At 61.6% G+C, this 13,980-nt stretch carries 13 protein-coding genes; 5 read left to right on the top strand and 8 right to left on the bottom strand.

All coding sequences use genetic code 11. The annotated features are described in order from the left end of the window. The first annotated feature begins 20 nt into the window (after nucleotides 1-20). A complete protein-coding gene (locus DSM100238_RS06855) occupies nucleotides 21-1,622 on the top strand; it encodes an ABC-F family ATP-binding cassette domain-containing protein (RefSeq protein ID WP_044279846.1) in 1,602 nt (533 codons plus the stop codon). 39 nt (nucleotides 1,623-1,661) lie between these two features. On the opposite strand, the gene DSM100238_RS06850 is transcribed toward DSM100238_RS06855, so the two are convergent. Next, a complete protein-coding gene (locus DSM100238_RS06850; protein ID WP_152355941.1) occupies nucleotides 1,662-2,366 on the bottom strand; it encodes an SGNH/GDSL hydrolase family protein in 705 nt (234 codons plus the stop codon). A 343-nt stretch (nucleotides 2,367-2,709) separates the two neighbouring features. Here DSM100238_RS06850 and DSM100238_RS06845 point away from each other — a divergent pair, with 343 nt between their 5' ends. The 4 genes from DSM100238_RS06845 to DSM100238_RS06830 all read left to right on the top strand — a co-directional run bounded on the left by DSM100238_RS06845 (nucleotide 2,710) and on the right by DSM100238_RS06830 (nucleotide 7,204). Further along, on the top strand, nucleotides 2,710-4,512 hold the full coding sequence (locus tag DSM100238_RS06845; RefSeq protein ID WP_152355940.1) for a bifunctional ADP-dependent NAD(P)H-hydrate dehydratase/NAD(P)H-hydrate epimerase: 1,803 nt from the start codon (nucleotides 2,710-2,712) through the stop codon (nucleotides 4,510-4,512). A gap of 125 nt (nucleotides 4,513-4,637) precedes the next feature. Continuing rightward, on the top strand, nucleotides 4,638-5,354 hold the full coding sequence (locus DSM100238_RS06840; protein ID WP_167511096.1) for a DUF4232 domain-containing protein: 717 nt from the start codon (nucleotides 4,638-4,640) through the stop codon (nucleotides 5,352-5,354). A 177-nt stretch (nucleotides 5,355-5,531) separates the two neighbouring features. Then, nucleotides 5,532-6,212, top strand: a complete 681-nt coding sequence (locus DSM100238_RS06835) for an HAD family hydrolase (RefSeq protein ID WP_152355938.1) — start codon at nucleotides 5,532-5,534, stop codon at nucleotides 6,210-6,212. 68 nt (nucleotides 6,213-6,280) lie between these two features. Then, on the top strand, nucleotides 6,281-7,204 hold the full coding sequence (locus DSM100238_RS06830; protein ID WP_152355937.1) for a LysR family transcriptional regulator: 924 nt from the start codon (nucleotides 6,281-6,283) through the stop codon (nucleotides 7,202-7,204). 165 nt (nucleotides 7,205-7,369) lie between these two features. On the opposite strand, the gene pyrE is transcribed toward DSM100238_RS06830, so the two are convergent. From pyrE to pyrB, 7 genes are all read right to left on the bottom strand, one after another. Continuing rightward, the gene (gene pyrE / locus DSM100238_RS06825; protein ID WP_152355936.1) at nucleotides 7,370-8,074 is read right to left on the bottom strand and encodes an orotate phosphoribosyltransferase; all 705 of its coding nucleotides are present in this window, start codon (nucleotides 8,072-8,074) and stop codon (nucleotides 7,370-7,372) included. 109 nt (nucleotides 8,075-8,183) lie between these two features. Beyond that, nucleotides 8,184-9,125, bottom strand: a complete 942-nt coding sequence (locus DSM100238_RS06820; RefSeq protein ID WP_152355935.1) for a dihydroorotate dehydrogenase — start codon at nucleotides 9,123-9,125, stop codon at nucleotides 8,184-8,186. A 26-nt stretch (nucleotides 9,126-9,151) separates the two neighbouring features. Beyond that, nucleotides 9,152-9,976, bottom strand: coding sequence for a dihydroorotate dehydrogenase electron transfer subunit (locus DSM100238_RS06815; protein WP_152355934.1), 825 nt, complete (start codon nucleotides 9,974-9,976; stop codon nucleotides 9,152-9,154). A 101-nt stretch (nucleotides 9,977-10,077) separates the two neighbouring features. Continuing rightward, nucleotides 10,078-11,043 (bottom strand): orotidine-5'-phosphate decarboxylase, encoded by a 966-nt coding sequence (pyrF, locus tag DSM100238_RS06810; protein WP_152355933.1) that lies wholly within the window; start codon nucleotides 11,041-11,043, stop codon nucleotides 10,078-10,080. Nucleotides 11,044-11,094: 51 nt separating this feature from the next. After that, nucleotides 11,095-12,525, bottom strand: a complete 1,431-nt coding sequence (locus DSM100238_RS06805) for a dihydroorotase (RefSeq protein WP_152355932.1) — start codon at nucleotides 12,523-12,525, stop codon at nucleotides 11,095-11,097. Between the two features lie 38 nt (nucleotides 12,526-12,563). Then, entirely contained in the window at nucleotides 12,564-12,983 is a 420-nt protein-coding gene (locus tag DSM100238_RS06800) for an aspartate carbamoyltransferase regulatory subunit (protein ID WP_152355931.1), read from the bottom strand. Continuing rightward, nucleotides 12,983-13,954, bottom strand: a complete 972-nt coding sequence (pyrB, locus tag DSM100238_RS06795; protein ID WP_152355977.1) for an aspartate carbamoyltransferase — start codon at nucleotides 13,952-13,954, stop codon at nucleotides 12,983-12,985. The genes DSM100238_RS06800 and pyrB overlap by 1 nt, the downstream gene beginning before the upstream one ends. Nucleotides 13,955-13,980: the final 26 nt, after the last annotated feature.

The following is a 13,980-nucleotide window of genomic DNA, read 5'->3' as shown; positions in this document are numbered from 1 at the left end:
GAAAGAAACGGCAGGTGGGCATGGCTATCGAGGCGAAGGGACTGGAGATTCAGATCGGTGCGCGCACATTGCTGCATCCCACCGACTTCCATGTCGTCAAGGGCGACAAAATCGGCCTTGTCGGCCGTAATGGCGCAGGCAAGACGACGCTGACGCGTGTGATCACCGGCGATATGCTCCCTGCCGCGGGTTCTGTACGCATCTCCGGGAAACTCGGGTATCTGCCCCAGGACACTCATGCCGCCGACCCGACGCAGACCGCGTTGGACAGGATGATGAGCGCCCGTGACATCGCGACGATCATTTCGCGTTTGCGCAAGGCGGAAAAGGATATGACCGATCCCGACCCCGACGTGATGAGCAAAGCGATGAACCGGTATGACAAAGCCATGCAGGATTTTGACAAGGCAGGCGGGTACGCCGCCCAGTCCGAGGCGATTTCGATGGCCGACAGCCTTGGCTTGCCGCAGGAAGTGATGCAGCAGCAGCTTGGTACGCTGTCCGGCGGCCAACGGCGGCGCATCGAATTGGCGCGCATCCTGTTCTCCGATGCGGACACCTTGATTCTTGACGAGCCGACGAACCATCTGGACGCGGATTCCATCGAATGGCTGCGCGGTTATCTCAAGCGTTTCGAAGGCGGCTTCCTGGTGATTTCCCATTCCACCGAGCTGCTGGACGAGGTCGTGAACAAGGTGTGGCATCTCGATGCCCAGCTTGGCCAGATCGATATGTACTCACTGGGGTGGAAAGCCTATCTGCATCAGCGGGTGGTCGACGAGGAGCGCCGCCGCCGTGAACGCGAGGTGGCGGAGAAGAAGGCCGAGCGACTGATGAAACAGGGTATTCGCCTGCATGCGAAGGCCACGAAGGCGGTCGCCGCCCAGAATATGATGCGGCGCGCCGAACGCTTGCTGGCCGAGACAAGCGAGGCGGAGAAGAAGGAGAAAGTCGCCGATATCCGTTTCCCGGAACCGGCGCCATGCGGCCGCACCCCGATTATGGCGAAGGACATCTCCAAGGCTTTCGGATCGAATATCGTGTTCGCCGGCATCAATCTTGCCATCGATAAAGGCTCTCGCGTCGTGATTCTCGGGTACAACGGCGCCGGCAAGACGACAACCTTGCGCATCCTGGCGGGCGAAGAGCAGCCGGATACCGGTGAGGTGGTGTATGGCCACGGCTGCAAGATCGGCTATTTCGCGCAGGAGCACGACACGCTGGACATGGATGCGACTGTGCTGGAGAATCTGCAGCATGTCGCGCCTGAACTCGATGACACGCATACGCGTTCCATTCTGGGCAGCTTCCTGTTTTCCGGCGATGATGTGATGAAACCGACGAAAGTGCTGTCCGGCGGCGAGAAAACCAGACTGGCGCTCGCCACGCTGGTGACGTCACGCGCGAACGTGCTCTTGCTGGATGAGCCGACCAACAACCTCGATCCGGTGTCACGCGATGAAATCCTCAAAGCGATCGCGAAATACGAGGGCGCGATCGTGCTGGTCACCCACGATGAGGGCGCCGTTGAGGCGTTGAACCCCGAACGCGTACTGCTCATGCCTGACGGCGACGAGGATCTGTGGAACGACGGCTATCTGGAGCTTGTTGCCGAAGAGTGACCTCAGGGTCGTCTCGGTCCTGTGTTCACAGCCCTGTGCTCACAGTTCGGAGGTCATCCACCCGCCGAGCAGTTGCCCGACCCGTTCCGCCATGCACTGGTATCCGTATACGCTGGGGTGGAACCTGTCATGCGCATAGAACCTGTCGCGGTCCGCATGCACATCCTCATGGGTCATGTCAAGAAACCTGACGCCGTAGCGCTCGCAGATTTCGCGACTCGCCTGGGTCTGTTCATCGGTCATGCCTTCGATCACATGGCGCAAGGACTTTCCCAGAGAGGGACTGCGGTACAGCTGGGCGGCGCTGAATACGACCACATGGTCGGCGCGGTCCTTGGCCAGATCAAGCGAAGCTGACAAGTCGTCGCGCCACTGGGCGATGGTTCTGCGGGCCATCAGGTCGTTCGATCCGGCGCACAGCACCATGAGATCGGCATGATCATCGACTTGCGGAAGCAGACGGTAGCGTACGCGGCGCATCGTGGCGCCGAGCTTGCCGACGGCGCGCCAGTCAACCGGCCTGTCAAGCATATCGGAGAACACCGATGCCATAGCCGGGGTGAATCCCTCAGACTGGTCTTCGACCCCGCAACCGGCGATCATGGAATCGCCGACGGCGACGAACGACAACGCTTCGCCATCCGCCGCCGCATTGACGACACCATGCCGCTCCCCCTGCGGCTCAGGATCAAGATGTATCGTATGCTGCGCCCACAACGCTTCAGCCGCCGCCACAATATTCATGCCCATACTCCTTGGTCTTCTCCCGGCGATACGCCGACGCTCATGCCACCACTGTACCGCTCACGGGGTGACGAACGCCATGCGTGGTATCCGATGCCGCAATTCAAGCGGTTCGACATGCCCTCAGGCCTGACCAAGCGAATATGAACGTGGCCGGAGCCCTCACAACGTCCCGCGCGATGGACCGTCACCGTCAGACCGATGCGGCCATACGGAACCAGCCGGATCACACCCCTCCACGGCGTCGGATGCTGAACCGCCCAAGAAAGGACTACAGTGAAGATATCGGTCCTGGTGCCGGCGCAGCAGGCCTGAACACCATTGATAGGAAAGGGGCCATGCCATGGGTGGAAGCATCGATCACGAACGTCTGCAAATGCTCAAATTCAACGCGTACGCAGCAGATACGGTACGCGAATTGGAACGGCCGCTGCTGGACGACGGCGTGCCGCTGATGCGCATGGCGGCGGCTGCTGCCGCACATGAGGCGAAACGCATGCTCGACAGCCAGGCGGTCGCGCTCGAGAACGCCAATGTGGTTGTCCTCGCCGGAGCCGGTGACAACGGCGGCGATGGCCTGTTCGCAGCAGCTCAACTCGCCGGCGATGACGCCCAAGTCACCGTAGTCGCTGTGGGACGCGCCCTGCATGACGATGGCTTCGCAGCGTTCGCGCATAGTGGCGGACACGTGCTGGTGCTCGACCCGGAAGCCGAGATCCCCGGCTGTGTAAGCGGCTTTTCCGCGGGCGAAGCCGGGGAACGGCTCCGCGTAGCCGTCGAGCTCGCCAATCACGCGGATCTGATTGTGGATGCGATGACGGGTATCGGCGTTTCGGGCGCATTGCATGGTATCGCGGCGACGCTCGCCTCAGCGTTGCTCGACTCGTGGAGTCCCGACGGAAGGCCAGATGCCGCAACAGCACAAACCCAGGCAAACGACCGGCCACTGATCCTTGCCGTGGACACGCCTTCAGGAATCGGCGTGGACGACGGCACGATCCCCGGCCCGTGTCTGCCTGCCGACCGGACGGTGATGTTCGGCGCACTCAAACCTTGCGCCATGCTGCCTCCGGCATCGTACGCCTGTGGCAAGGTCACACTGGTCGATTTCGGATTCGACATCGATGAGGCGGAACCCGCCGCGGAAATGATGGACGCCGACCTCGCATCCTCTTCGATTCTGGTGCCTTCCGTGCGTGATATGAAATACACGCGCGGGGTCGTGGGACTGGTCACCGGGTCCACACGATATCCGGGAGCCGCGGTGCTCGGTTCATGTGCGGCAGCGAAATCCGGCATCGGCATGGTCCGCTACTTGGGGCCGCAGCGCGCACAGGACCTGGTGTTGCACGCGCTGCCTGAAGCCGTCATCGGCAAAGGACATGTGAATGCCTGGGTTGTCGGTTCTGGAGTTCCGGCAGCCTCGGACACGGCCGACGGTGAGGATATCCAGCGGGAAACGATAGCAAAACTGCTTGCCCATTATGCGCGCACCGACGAGGATCAGCCACAGGATGAGGATTCGTCGGCACAGGGCACCCGTCCCGACGCGATGCCGCCGATTGTCGTGGACGCCGGCGCGCTCGACCTGCTGCCTGCGCAGGTCTCGGCCAACGTGGTGATCACACCGCATGCCGGGGAACTGGCAGGGCTGCTGACCAGGCTCGACGCTGCGGACGGGTCGGTGGACGCCCGCCAAGTGGCGGCGGCCCCCGTGCATTATGCGCGGCGTGCGCATCAGTTGACCGGTGCGACCGTCGTGCTCAAGGGTGCGGTCAGCGTTATCGCCGGAACAGACCCCTACGACAGCAACCGTACACGGGTGCTCCTGTGCGGCCGCGCCCCGGCATGGCTGGGCACTGCCGGCGCGGGAGATGTGCTCGCAGGCATCATCGGGGCGTTGCTGGCCCAATCCGATGTATCCGAATCGTCCGATGACGCCGCGATAGCCGATACCGTCGCCGCCGCGGTGTACGTGCACGGTCTTGCCGCTGCCATCGCTTCGCATTCGACGCAATGCGGGTGGGATGCACCGGAAATCTACGGCGTCAGCGAGCGCGGCACGCGGTATGATGCCGGTGAGCCGATTATCGCCAGCGACGTGGTGCGCGCGATTCCGCGTGCGATCGCCGAGCTCATCGGGTGAAACCCGCGCACGTCAGGTTCCCTGCATCCAGCGAAGGTACAGGTACAATGAAGCCATGCGTGGTCGCACGCGTCAACAGGAGAACGGTAGAAGGGTTTGCGCGCTTCACAGAGGAAGGACATATTATGATGGTTTCCCGGCATCACAATGATTCCGACAGTTTGTCGTCCGGCATCGGTTCATCACAACGGTTCGGGTCGCATGCTGCGGGTCGTACACGCTTGGCGATCGCGTTGACCGCGGCGCTGCTGGCCGGTTCCCTGTGCGCGTGCGGCTCGACGTCCGATGATGGCGCGAGCCCGTCCGCCTCGGCATCATCCCCCACCACTTCGCAATCCCCCTCCTCCACTGCCTCGGCGTCCTCAGCGTCCTCGCCGTCCGCCTCGGCATCAGCCTCAGATTCCACTGCGGCATCCGACACATGCACCACGAAGGAACTGACCGCGAAGCTGACGCAAGGCGCAGGCGGCGGAGCGGGAAGCTCCTACCCGTATCTGGTATTGACCAACTCCGGTTCCCGCACCTGCACGCTGCGCGGATATCCCGGCGTTTCCTTGCGCCACAGGGACACGCAAATCGGAGCGGCGGCGGAGCGTGATCGCACGGTTAGCGCCTCCACCATCACGCTCCAACCGGGGCAATCCGCACACAGCGTTCTGCGTATCGTGAACGCGGGGAATTTCGATGCCTCGGATTGCACGCCGACAGCCGCGGATACGATGCTCGTCTATCCGCCGGACCAGAAGGAATCCATCAGCATCGACGCCACGGGCATCACCGGGTGCGCGAACAGTGACACCCAGATCCTGTACGTCCAGGTATTCCAGCAGGGCGAGGAGTGAGGGAAGCCCTGTTTGCGATCCGTTTCCGATACGTTCATGTCTCCGATACGCCGGTCTTTGCAAGTCCGAGGCGGTTGCCGCTAGACTGTGGTGCGAGCTTCGTCACAGGCGGAGCCGACTGATGATGTGACGCGCGCCGCCGGCGACCATGGCCGAGGCCCATCAGGAAGGGACAGCATGACAACACTGGCAAGTCAGACATCGGCAGGACGACAGGAGACGGCATCAACGCCGACCGGCATCAGCGATGTCGTGTTCGATTTTTGCGGTGTACTGATCGACTGGCAGTGCGCCGCCGCGTTGCGTGGCCACTACCCCGATGATCTGGTGGACCGGATTTGCGCCGTGGATGACCCGTACGGTTTCTTCGATTACGAGGATCGAATGGATCATGGCGAGGCGCTCGCGGATATTCTTCCGGATGTCAGGAACGAGCATGGCGATGAGATCGCGGATATCTTCGCCGATTACATCGCCCGGTATGATGATTCCCTGACACGTATCATCCCGGGTATGCAAGCCCTGCTTGAGGATTTGAAAACAGCCGGATACGGCGTGTGGGGGTTGACGAACTGGTCGTATGAGACGTTCCATTTCGCGTTCGAGAAATTCCCGAGCCTGAAGCGGCTGCTGGACGGGACCGTGGTGTCGGGCGTGGAGAAGCAGTTCAAGCCGAACGCCGGCTTCTACCGTTTGGCGTTGGACCGTTTCGGCATCGCTGATCCTGCGTCGAGCGTGTTCTTCGACGACACACCGCGCAATATCGACGGGGCGGCATCCGTCGGCATGCATGCGTTCCTGTTCGACGATGCGACACATGCCAGGCGCGACCTGCAATCATTGGGCGTGCGGATCTGAGTCCTGTCACGCCACAATGCGGATATAACCGTCTGGTTGTTGACATCCTTGTGATATAGGATTCTTTTATGACTCTCTTGCAACTGAAGTACATCGTCAAAATCGTGGAATGCGGATCGATGAACGAGGCGTCCCACGAACTGTATGTGTCACAACCGGCCTTGAGCTCATCGGTCAAGGAACTGGAACACGAACTGGGTATCGAGATTTTCACCCGCTCATCCCAGGGCATCGCCCTGACCGTGGACGGCGCGGAATTCCTCACCTATGCCCGGCAGGTGCTCGATCAGGCTTCGCTGCTCGAGGAACGCTATAAGAACGCCAAGCCGCGCAAGCAGCTGTGCAGCGTATCCACCCAGCATTACATGTTCGCCGTCGAGGCGTTCGTCGAGATGATCAATTCCATCAAATCCGACGAATACGAGTTCACCATCCGCGAGACGCGCACCAAGGACATCATCAACCAGGTCGCGAATATGCAATCCGAAATCGGCATCCTGTATCTGTCCGATTTCAACAAGAACGTGATCAACAAGCTGCTACGCGAGAAGCATCTCGTGTTCCACCCGCTGTTCCGCGCGAATCTGCACGTGTTCATTTCACGGAGCAACCCGCTGGCAGGCAAGAAGAAAGTCACCATGGAAGACCTCAAGCCCTTCCCGTTCATCCAGTATGAGCAGGGGTCGGAGGGCAGCTTCTATTTCGCCGAGGAAGCGGTGTGGCCGGAATACTCCCCCAAGCAGATCAACGTGACCGACCGTGCGACCATCCTCAACTTCATCATCGGACTCAACGGCTACACCGTGTGCACAGGCATCGACAACGGTGATCTCAACAATGAGAAAATCGTCACCGTGCCGCTGGACACCGACGAGACCATGCTGCTCGGCTGGATCACCAACGAACGCGCCAAGCTGTCGTCCGCGGCACAGACGTATTTGGACAAGCTGCGGACGGTGATCGCTTCGCACGGGTACAAGCTCATCGACTGAGCCAAGCCCATCAGACAGAAGGACGGACAGGAAGGAAGAACATCCTTCCTGTCTGGGACAATACTGGAACAATATACGACGGCAAATATAGCGGCATATATGACGGCCGGCCGGAAAATCCGTATCGGGTTCCCGGCCGGCCGTCGTGTTCATACGCGTGCCGCGTCACGCACCATAGCGTTCAAGATAATCCTTGGCCCGCGTTTTGATGTCGTCGTCAAGCAACGGCAGACCGTCATCGCCGGTCATCTGCGAAGCCGCATCGAAAATCTCACGCACATTCGCGATGGAAATAACCGGGAATCCGAACTCCTGCTGCACGGCTGCGACGGCGGACAGGTCGCTGTCACGCGTCTTCTCCATACGGTCGACGGACAGGACAAGGCCGACGATATGCACGTCAGCCGCTTCACGCAGCTTGGGAACGACCTCGCGAACGGCGGTGCCTGCGGTCATCACGTCGTCAACCAGCAGCACGTTCATGCCGTCACGCAGCTGGGTGCCGACGAACATACCCCCGTCCCCGTGATCCTTGCGTTCCTTACGGTCGAAGGTGTAGCCCACACCCATATCGTATTGGGCGGTCAACGCGATCGCCGTCGACACGGCGAGCGGAATGCCTTTATAGGCAGGCCCGAACACCGTGTCGATATCGTCAGGCAGGATACCCGACGAAATAGCAGCGTTGATCTTCTCAGCATAGAACGAGCCGAGCAGCGCAATCTTACGGCCGGTGTCGAAAGCGCCCGCATTGATGAAGTACGGGGATCGACGACCGGATTTCAACGTGAAGTCCCCGAACTTCAACGCCTGCGACTGCAGGAGGAACGAGGTGAATCTCCGGTCGAGCGGCACTTTCTGCTCAGTCATATGCGAGAATGTCCTTTCTATCTTCGGTCGCGCCTGATCCGACGCGACCGATACCTGTGCTGGGCACAAGTCCTTTCCGCACATCAGAGTACCGCAAGGGGGTTGACCGTCACCGCCAGGTCTGTCCCGCTGCGAGCTTCGCCGCAAGCTCCGGCCGAGAATCAAGCAAGTCGTCCAGCTCGCGGGCCACGCGCATCGGCGCGGTCGGCTCATACAACGCCGCTGCCCCGACTTCGACCGCATTCGCCCCGGCATACAGGTATTCCAGCGCTTTTTCGCCCGAATCGATACCACCGATGCCGATGATCGGAATGTCAGGCAGCGCCTGCCGCACCCGCCACACGAAGCTCAGCCCGACCGGCAGGATCGCCGGACCGGACACGCCGCCCGTGCGGTTCGCGAGAATCGGTTCGCCGGTGCGGATATCGATGCGCATGCCAACCAGCGTGTTGATCATGCTCAGCGCGTCCGCACCGCCATCCACCGCGGCTTTCGCGATGGACACGATATCGGTCACGTTCGGGGTGAGTTTGACGATCATGGGTTTCGTCGTGAGATGACGAAGCCGGGTGATCAGCCGGTTGAGTGCCACAGGGTCGGTTCCCACGCTCATACCGCCATGCGTGACATTCGGGCAGCTGACGTTGATCTCCAGCATATCCGCAGGGCAGTCGGCGAGTTTCGCCACCACTTCGGCGTAATCATCATCGCAGTGGCCTGCCACATTGGTGACCACCGTCGCGCCTTCCTTCTTCAGCTTGGGCAGCTCGTCGACCAGATAATGATCGACACCGGGGTTCTGCAAGCCGACGGAGTTGACCGTCCCCGAAGGGCTTTCCGTGGTGCGCGGTCCGGGATTGCCCTCCCACGGCACCGGGGAGACGCCTTTCGTGGTGACCGCGCCCATCTGGCTGACATCGTAGAACCAGTGGCATGCATCGTATTGGAACGTACCGGAGGCCGTGCCGACCGGGTTTTTCCATTCCACACCCGCGACGACAGTGCTGTGCTTCCATTCATGCGGCTCGTATACGTTGATCTGCTTGTTCATGTGCTGCTCCTGCATCGTTTTGGCCTCTACTTGTCCCATCCAAGCTGTTCCGGGGTGAACACCGGACCGGCGACACACACTTTCTGCCGTCCTGACGCCGTATCGACGACGCAGACATAACAGGTGCCGTATCCGCATCCCATACGCGCCTCGAGGCTCAGCTGGCATGGGATGCCGCGTGCGACCGCCCACGAGGCGACGGCACGCATCATCGGCATCGGACCGCAGGAGAGAATGACCGGGGGCAGATCCCCGTTGACCAGTGAATCCTCAATCGAGTCGAGCAGATCGACGACATTGCCTTGCGCGTTGGTGATGCTTTCCACGCGTTCAGCGTATGGCGCCACCAGATCATCAGCGAACCGCTCGTCACGGTATCCGAACGCTGCGGTCGCGGTCGCATCATCGCGCAGGGAAAGCTTCTGGGCGGCGTACAGCAGCGGCGGCACACCAAGGCCACCAGCCACCAGCACGTAATTGGCCGACGCCTTCATGTCGAATCCCCGTCCCAACGGGCCCATCACATCCACGGTATCGCCTGCGACAAGATGGGAGAACTCCTCGGTGCCTTTGCCGACGACGGCGAAAATCAGGCTGACGTCGTCTCCATGGACTTCGCTGACCCCGAAGGGACGCGGCATCAGGCGCGTGGGATCCGCCGTATACAGATCCACGAACTGGGCGGGCTTGGCGCGTCCCGCGATGTAGCTGTCGCGGAAGGTCAGCCGATAGATGCCATCGGACAATCTGCGGTTATCCACCACCGGTACGGTGCGCCTGCCGGGGAATCGTCCCGCACGGGACGCTTCGGCGGTCACGTCGAAGGTTGGGATAAACGTTGCGTTGGGCATTGCCTCTCCTTTGGGCTTGGGTGGCTGTGGGTAGCTGAGCGTGCGGCGTATGCCGACGCGTGCATTGTAAATCTCCGGTGTTTCGCCGTGGTACCGGTGTGTCAGGCGAGCGCCGCCCCGAGATCGTCGCGCATGGCAATCGCCGCATCCCGCGCGCTGGTGGCGACCAAGGCGAGCGCATCGTCGGCGGACATGCCGGCGTTGTATGCGCCGCTCTTGCGCCAGGCGCCGATGATGCCTCGCGAGGAGTTGACGATCGCCCCGTGACCGTTGGCATCGAACATACCGGCAACGTCCTGCGCGGTACCGCCCTGAGCCCCGTAGCCGGGTACCAGGAAGAAGGTGTGCGGCATGCGTTCACGCAGGCGCTTGCCCTGTTCGGGATGCGTGGCACCGACGACCGCGCCGACACGCGAATAGCCGGACGCGCCCAGTGAACCGGCACCCCACTGTTCCACCAGATCGGCGACATGCTCGTACAGGCGCGTCCCGTCGGCGAGTTCCAGCTCCTGAATCTCCTTGCTGGACGGGTTGGACGTGCGTACCAGCACGAAAAGATCCTTGTCGGCGGATGCGGCTGCGTCCACGAACGGGGTGATGCCGTCCGTGCCAAGATACGGGTTGACGGTGACCGCATCCTCATGCCACAGATCAAGGGTATCGCTGTCGTCCACGGTCAATCCGCCCAAATGTCGGGCGTAGGCCGCGGCTGTCGAGCCGATGTCCCCGCGCTTGATGTCCCCCAGCACGTACAGGCCTTGGGATTGCGCGTATTCGCACGTCATCTCGTAGGTGTCGATGCCTGCGGGCCCAAGCGCCTCATACATTGCGATCTGCGGTTTGACGGCCGGAACGATACCTGCGATCGCGTCGATGATCGCACGGTTGAACTCGAAATACGCCACCGCGCGCTGCATGGCGGGGATTTCTGTCGGGTCATCGACTTGGTCGGCGACCTCCTCATGGAAGGAGTCGATGAGTGGTGCGGGCACCACTTGGTCGGTCGGGTCCAGCCCGACGACACTCGGATTGTGCGTCGTTTGAATCGCTTCGATGAGCTTGTCCATCTTCCCTCTTTCAGAACGCTGTGGGCATGTGGGTTCGTGTCAATGGCCGGATCAGGCCCCGATGCGGGAGAACACCAGTTTCGATCCGATGATGGTGGCGACCGGAAGGCCAGTGACCTGCCAGCCGTCGAATGGCGTGTTGCGCGCCTTGGAATGGAAGCGGTTCTTGTCTACCGTCCAATGGCGGGACGTGTCAAGAATCACCAGATCCGCGGTTTCCGGGTGTTCCACCGCTGCCAGGTCGAGTGTCCGTTTGGTCGCGCACCGCGCGGAAGTATTGAGCAATCCCGCGATATCGGTGGGTGCGTGGCCCATCAGATGTTCGGGAGCGGCAGACATGAGTTCGATGAGCCGCTGCTCGGAGATGAATCCGCCGTCCACCAGCACCCGATGGCATACGCCGTACGCGCATTCCAGGCCGATGATGCCGTTCGGCGCTTCTTCCAGGCCGGCATCCTTCTCCGATTGTGCGTGCGGGGCGTGGTCTGTGGCGATCAGGTCTACCGTTCCGTCCGCGATCGCCGCGACCGTTGCGCGCCGGTCGGCTTCGGAACGCAGTGGAGGATTCATTTTCGCCATGACGCCATACGTGAGGATCGCTTCGTCGCTCAACGCGATATAGTGTGGCGCGGTCTCGCAGGTGATGGGCAGGCCTTCCGCCTTGGCTGCGCGGATCGCTTCGAAGGATCCGGCTGTACTGACGTGTTGGAAGTGGATGTGCACACCGGTACGTCGCGCCGCTTCGATATCGCGTGTGACGATGCGCAGCTCGGTGTCCTCGGGGATGCCGGGCACGCCGAGCTTATGGCTGACCGGCCCCTCGTTGATGATGCCGCTGTCATGATGTTCGCAATGCTCGATCAAGTACAGCCCGGTGGCTTTCGCATTGGCGAGCACCTGGTCGAGGATCGCGTCCGGCACGGCGGCGCCGTCGTCGCTGATCGCGGTGACCGGGTGCGCCCGCTGGTATGGGTCTTTGCTCTCATCCGCGACACCGGGCAGGTGCGCGCGCCAGTCTTGCGGATCGGTCGCCTGGGCTCCGGCGCGATCCACGGAGGCGCACACGCACAGGTCGTACCGTGCGGGCAGCGCACAATCATGGGTCGCGTCGTAATGCTGGAGATAATCGATGGTGTCGCACGCTTGGGCCGCCAGCACGTCATCGGCGCCGGGCGCGCCCGCATGGACCGGTTTGCCGTCCATCGCAGGCAACGTGTTCGGCATGATGAGCACCCGCGTATACCCTCCGGAAGCCGCTGCCGCACACCCGGAACGCATGGATTCCTTGTAGGTCTGTCCGGGGTCGCGGAAATGGACGTGCGGGTCGGCGAATCCGGGGGCGACCGTCAGCGCTGAAGCGTCAAACGCGCCTTCGGACACCGCGCCGGGCTCATCGAAGAATCGCCGGCTGTCCGTTCCGGGGATGACCAGGTCGATCCTCTCCCCCGTATCCCATACGCGGATGTCATGCAGCGTGAGCATACTCTTGGTTCCTTTCGTCGGCGCCTGCGGCACGTGGCTTAGAGCTTGGCTTCCTCGTCGCAATAGTCACAACGGTATTCCTGGCGTTCGGAATGCACCAAGTGGAACATCTGGTCGATGCCGCGCTCGGTGGTGGTCACGCATCGCGGGTTCTTGCATTTGATGACGTTGACCATGTGCTCAGGCAGGTTCGGCTTGTCTTTGCGCACGATTTTCCCGCCGCGCACAATGTCGATGGTCGCCTGGCGGGCGATGAACCCGAGCACGTCAAGGTTGATATCCCCCGCATCCTCGATTTTGATGATGTCTTTCGAACCGTACTGGCGGCTGTCCGTGTTCATGATGAGCGCGAGCTTCGTGCTGGTCGGGTCGATTTTCAGATATTGCAGCACCTTGAGTGCGGTGCCCGCAGGCACGTGGTCGATGATGATGCCGTTGCGAATGCTGGTGACTTCCATCAGGCGTGGACCTCCTGGTTCTTCCATTCCTCATATCCGGGCAGCGTGTCGCCGACGACCGAGCTTTCCAACGCCATGCGCATGAGCATGCCGTTGTGCACCTGTTCGAAGTAGGCGGCGCGCGGGTCGTGGTCGACGTCCACGGAGATTTCGTTGACGCGCGGCAGCGGGTGAAGCACGGCCATGTCCGGCTTGGCGCGTTGGAGTTTCGCTTCGTCGAGAATGTAGGTGTCACGCAGACGCAGGTAGTCGTCCTCGTTGAAGAAGCGTTCCTTCTGCACGCGGGTCATGTACAGCACGTCAAGGTCGCCGATCACCGCGGCCAGGTCGCGCACTTCGGTGTAGGTGCATGAGGGGGCGCGTTTGATGCGGTCGATCACGTATCGGGGCATCTTGAGCTCGTCGGGGCTGATGAGCACGAAGTTCACGTTGCCGAACCGGCACAGGGTCTCGACCAGTGAATGCACGGTACGGCCGAACGTCAGATCGCCGCACAGGCCGATGGTCAGGCCGGTGATCCTGCCGTAGCGTGATGTGATGGTTGCCAGGTCGGCGAGGGTCTGGGTGGGATGCATGTGGCCGCCGTCGCCGGCGTTGATGACGGGGATGCCGAAGTCCTTGGCCGCCCTGGCCGCCACGAGTGCGGCGCCTTCTTTGGGGTGGCGCATCGCGATGACATCGACGAGATTGGATACGGTTTTGACGGTGTCGGCGATGGATTCGCCCTTGGTCACTGAAGACAATTGAGCGCCGGCGAAACCGATCACGTGGCCGCCGAGCCGGAGCATAGCCGTTTCAAAGCTCAGTCGGGTACGCGTGCTGGGCTCATAAAAAAGGGTGGCCAGCACCCTGCCGTCGCAGGTATGCGCCACCTCATGACGATGCGTTTCGATGTACTGCGCTTTATGCAGCAGATCGATGATCTGGGATGTCGTCAGATCATCAAGCGTGACCACGCTTTTGCCGACCATGGACGGCTCTGTATCTTGAGGAACGC

The sequence above is a fragment of the Bifidobacterium apri genome (genome assembly GCF_009299485.1).
Taxonomy (GTDB): Bacteria; Actinomycetota; Actinomycetes; order Actinomycetales; family Bifidobacteriaceae; genus Bifidobacterium; species Bifidobacterium apri.
The sequence above is the reverse complement of the archived record's forward strand: the minus strand, read 5'-3'. Positions and strand labels throughout refer to the sequence as shown.

Bases quoted from the DNA above. Each gene is read 5' to 3' on its own strand.
- DSM100238_RS06820 (WP_152355935.1), bottom strand. From the start codon at position 9,125: ATGAACAAGCAGATCAACGTATACGAGCCGCATGAATGGAAGCACAGC.
- DSM100238_RS06845 (WP_152355940.1), top strand. From the start codon at position 2,710: ATGGGTGGAAGCATCGATCACGAACGTCTGCAAATGCTCAAATTCAAC.
- DSM100238_RS06830 (WP_152355937.1), top strand. From the start codon at position 6,281: ATGACTCTCTTGCAACTGAAGTACATCGTCAAAATCGTGGAATGCGGA.
- DSM100238_RS06850 (WP_152355941.1), bottom strand. From the start codon at position 2,366: ATGAATATTGTGGCGGCGGCTGAAGCGTTGTGGGCGCAGCATACGATA.
- DSM100238_RS06800 (WP_152355931.1), bottom strand. From the start codon at position 12,983: ATGGAAGTCACCAGCATTCGCAACGGCATCATCATCGACCACGTGCCT.
- pyrE (WP_152355936.1), bottom strand. From the start codon at position 8,074: ATGACTGAGCAGAAAGTGCCGCTCGACCGGAGATTCACCTCGTTCCTC.
- DSM100238_RS06855 (WP_044279846.1), top strand. From the start codon at position 21: ATGGCTATCGAGGCGAAGGGACTGGAGATTCAGATCGGTGCGCGCACA.
- DSM100238_RS06840 (WP_167511096.1), top strand. From the start codon at position 4,638: ATGATGGTTTCCCGGCATCACAATGATTCCGACAGTTTGTCGTCCGGC.
- DSM100238_RS06835 (WP_152355938.1), top strand. From the start codon at position 5,532: ATGACAACACTGGCAAGTCAGACATCGGCAGGACGACAGGAGACGGCA.
- pyrF (WP_152355933.1), bottom strand. From the start codon at position 11,043: ATGGACAAGCTCATCGAAGCGATTCAAACGACGCACAATCCGAGTGTC.
- DSM100238_RS06815 (WP_152355934.1), bottom strand. From the start codon at position 9,976: ATGCCCAACGCAACGTTTATCCCAACCTTCGACGTGACCGCCGAAGCG.
- pyrB (WP_152355977.1), bottom strand. From the start codon at position 13,954: ATGGTCGGCAAAAGCGTGGTCACGCTTGATGATCTGACGACATCCCAG.
- DSM100238_RS06805 (WP_152355932.1), bottom strand. From the start codon at position 12,525: ATGCTCACGCTGCATGACATCCGCGTATGGGATACGGGGGAGAGGATC.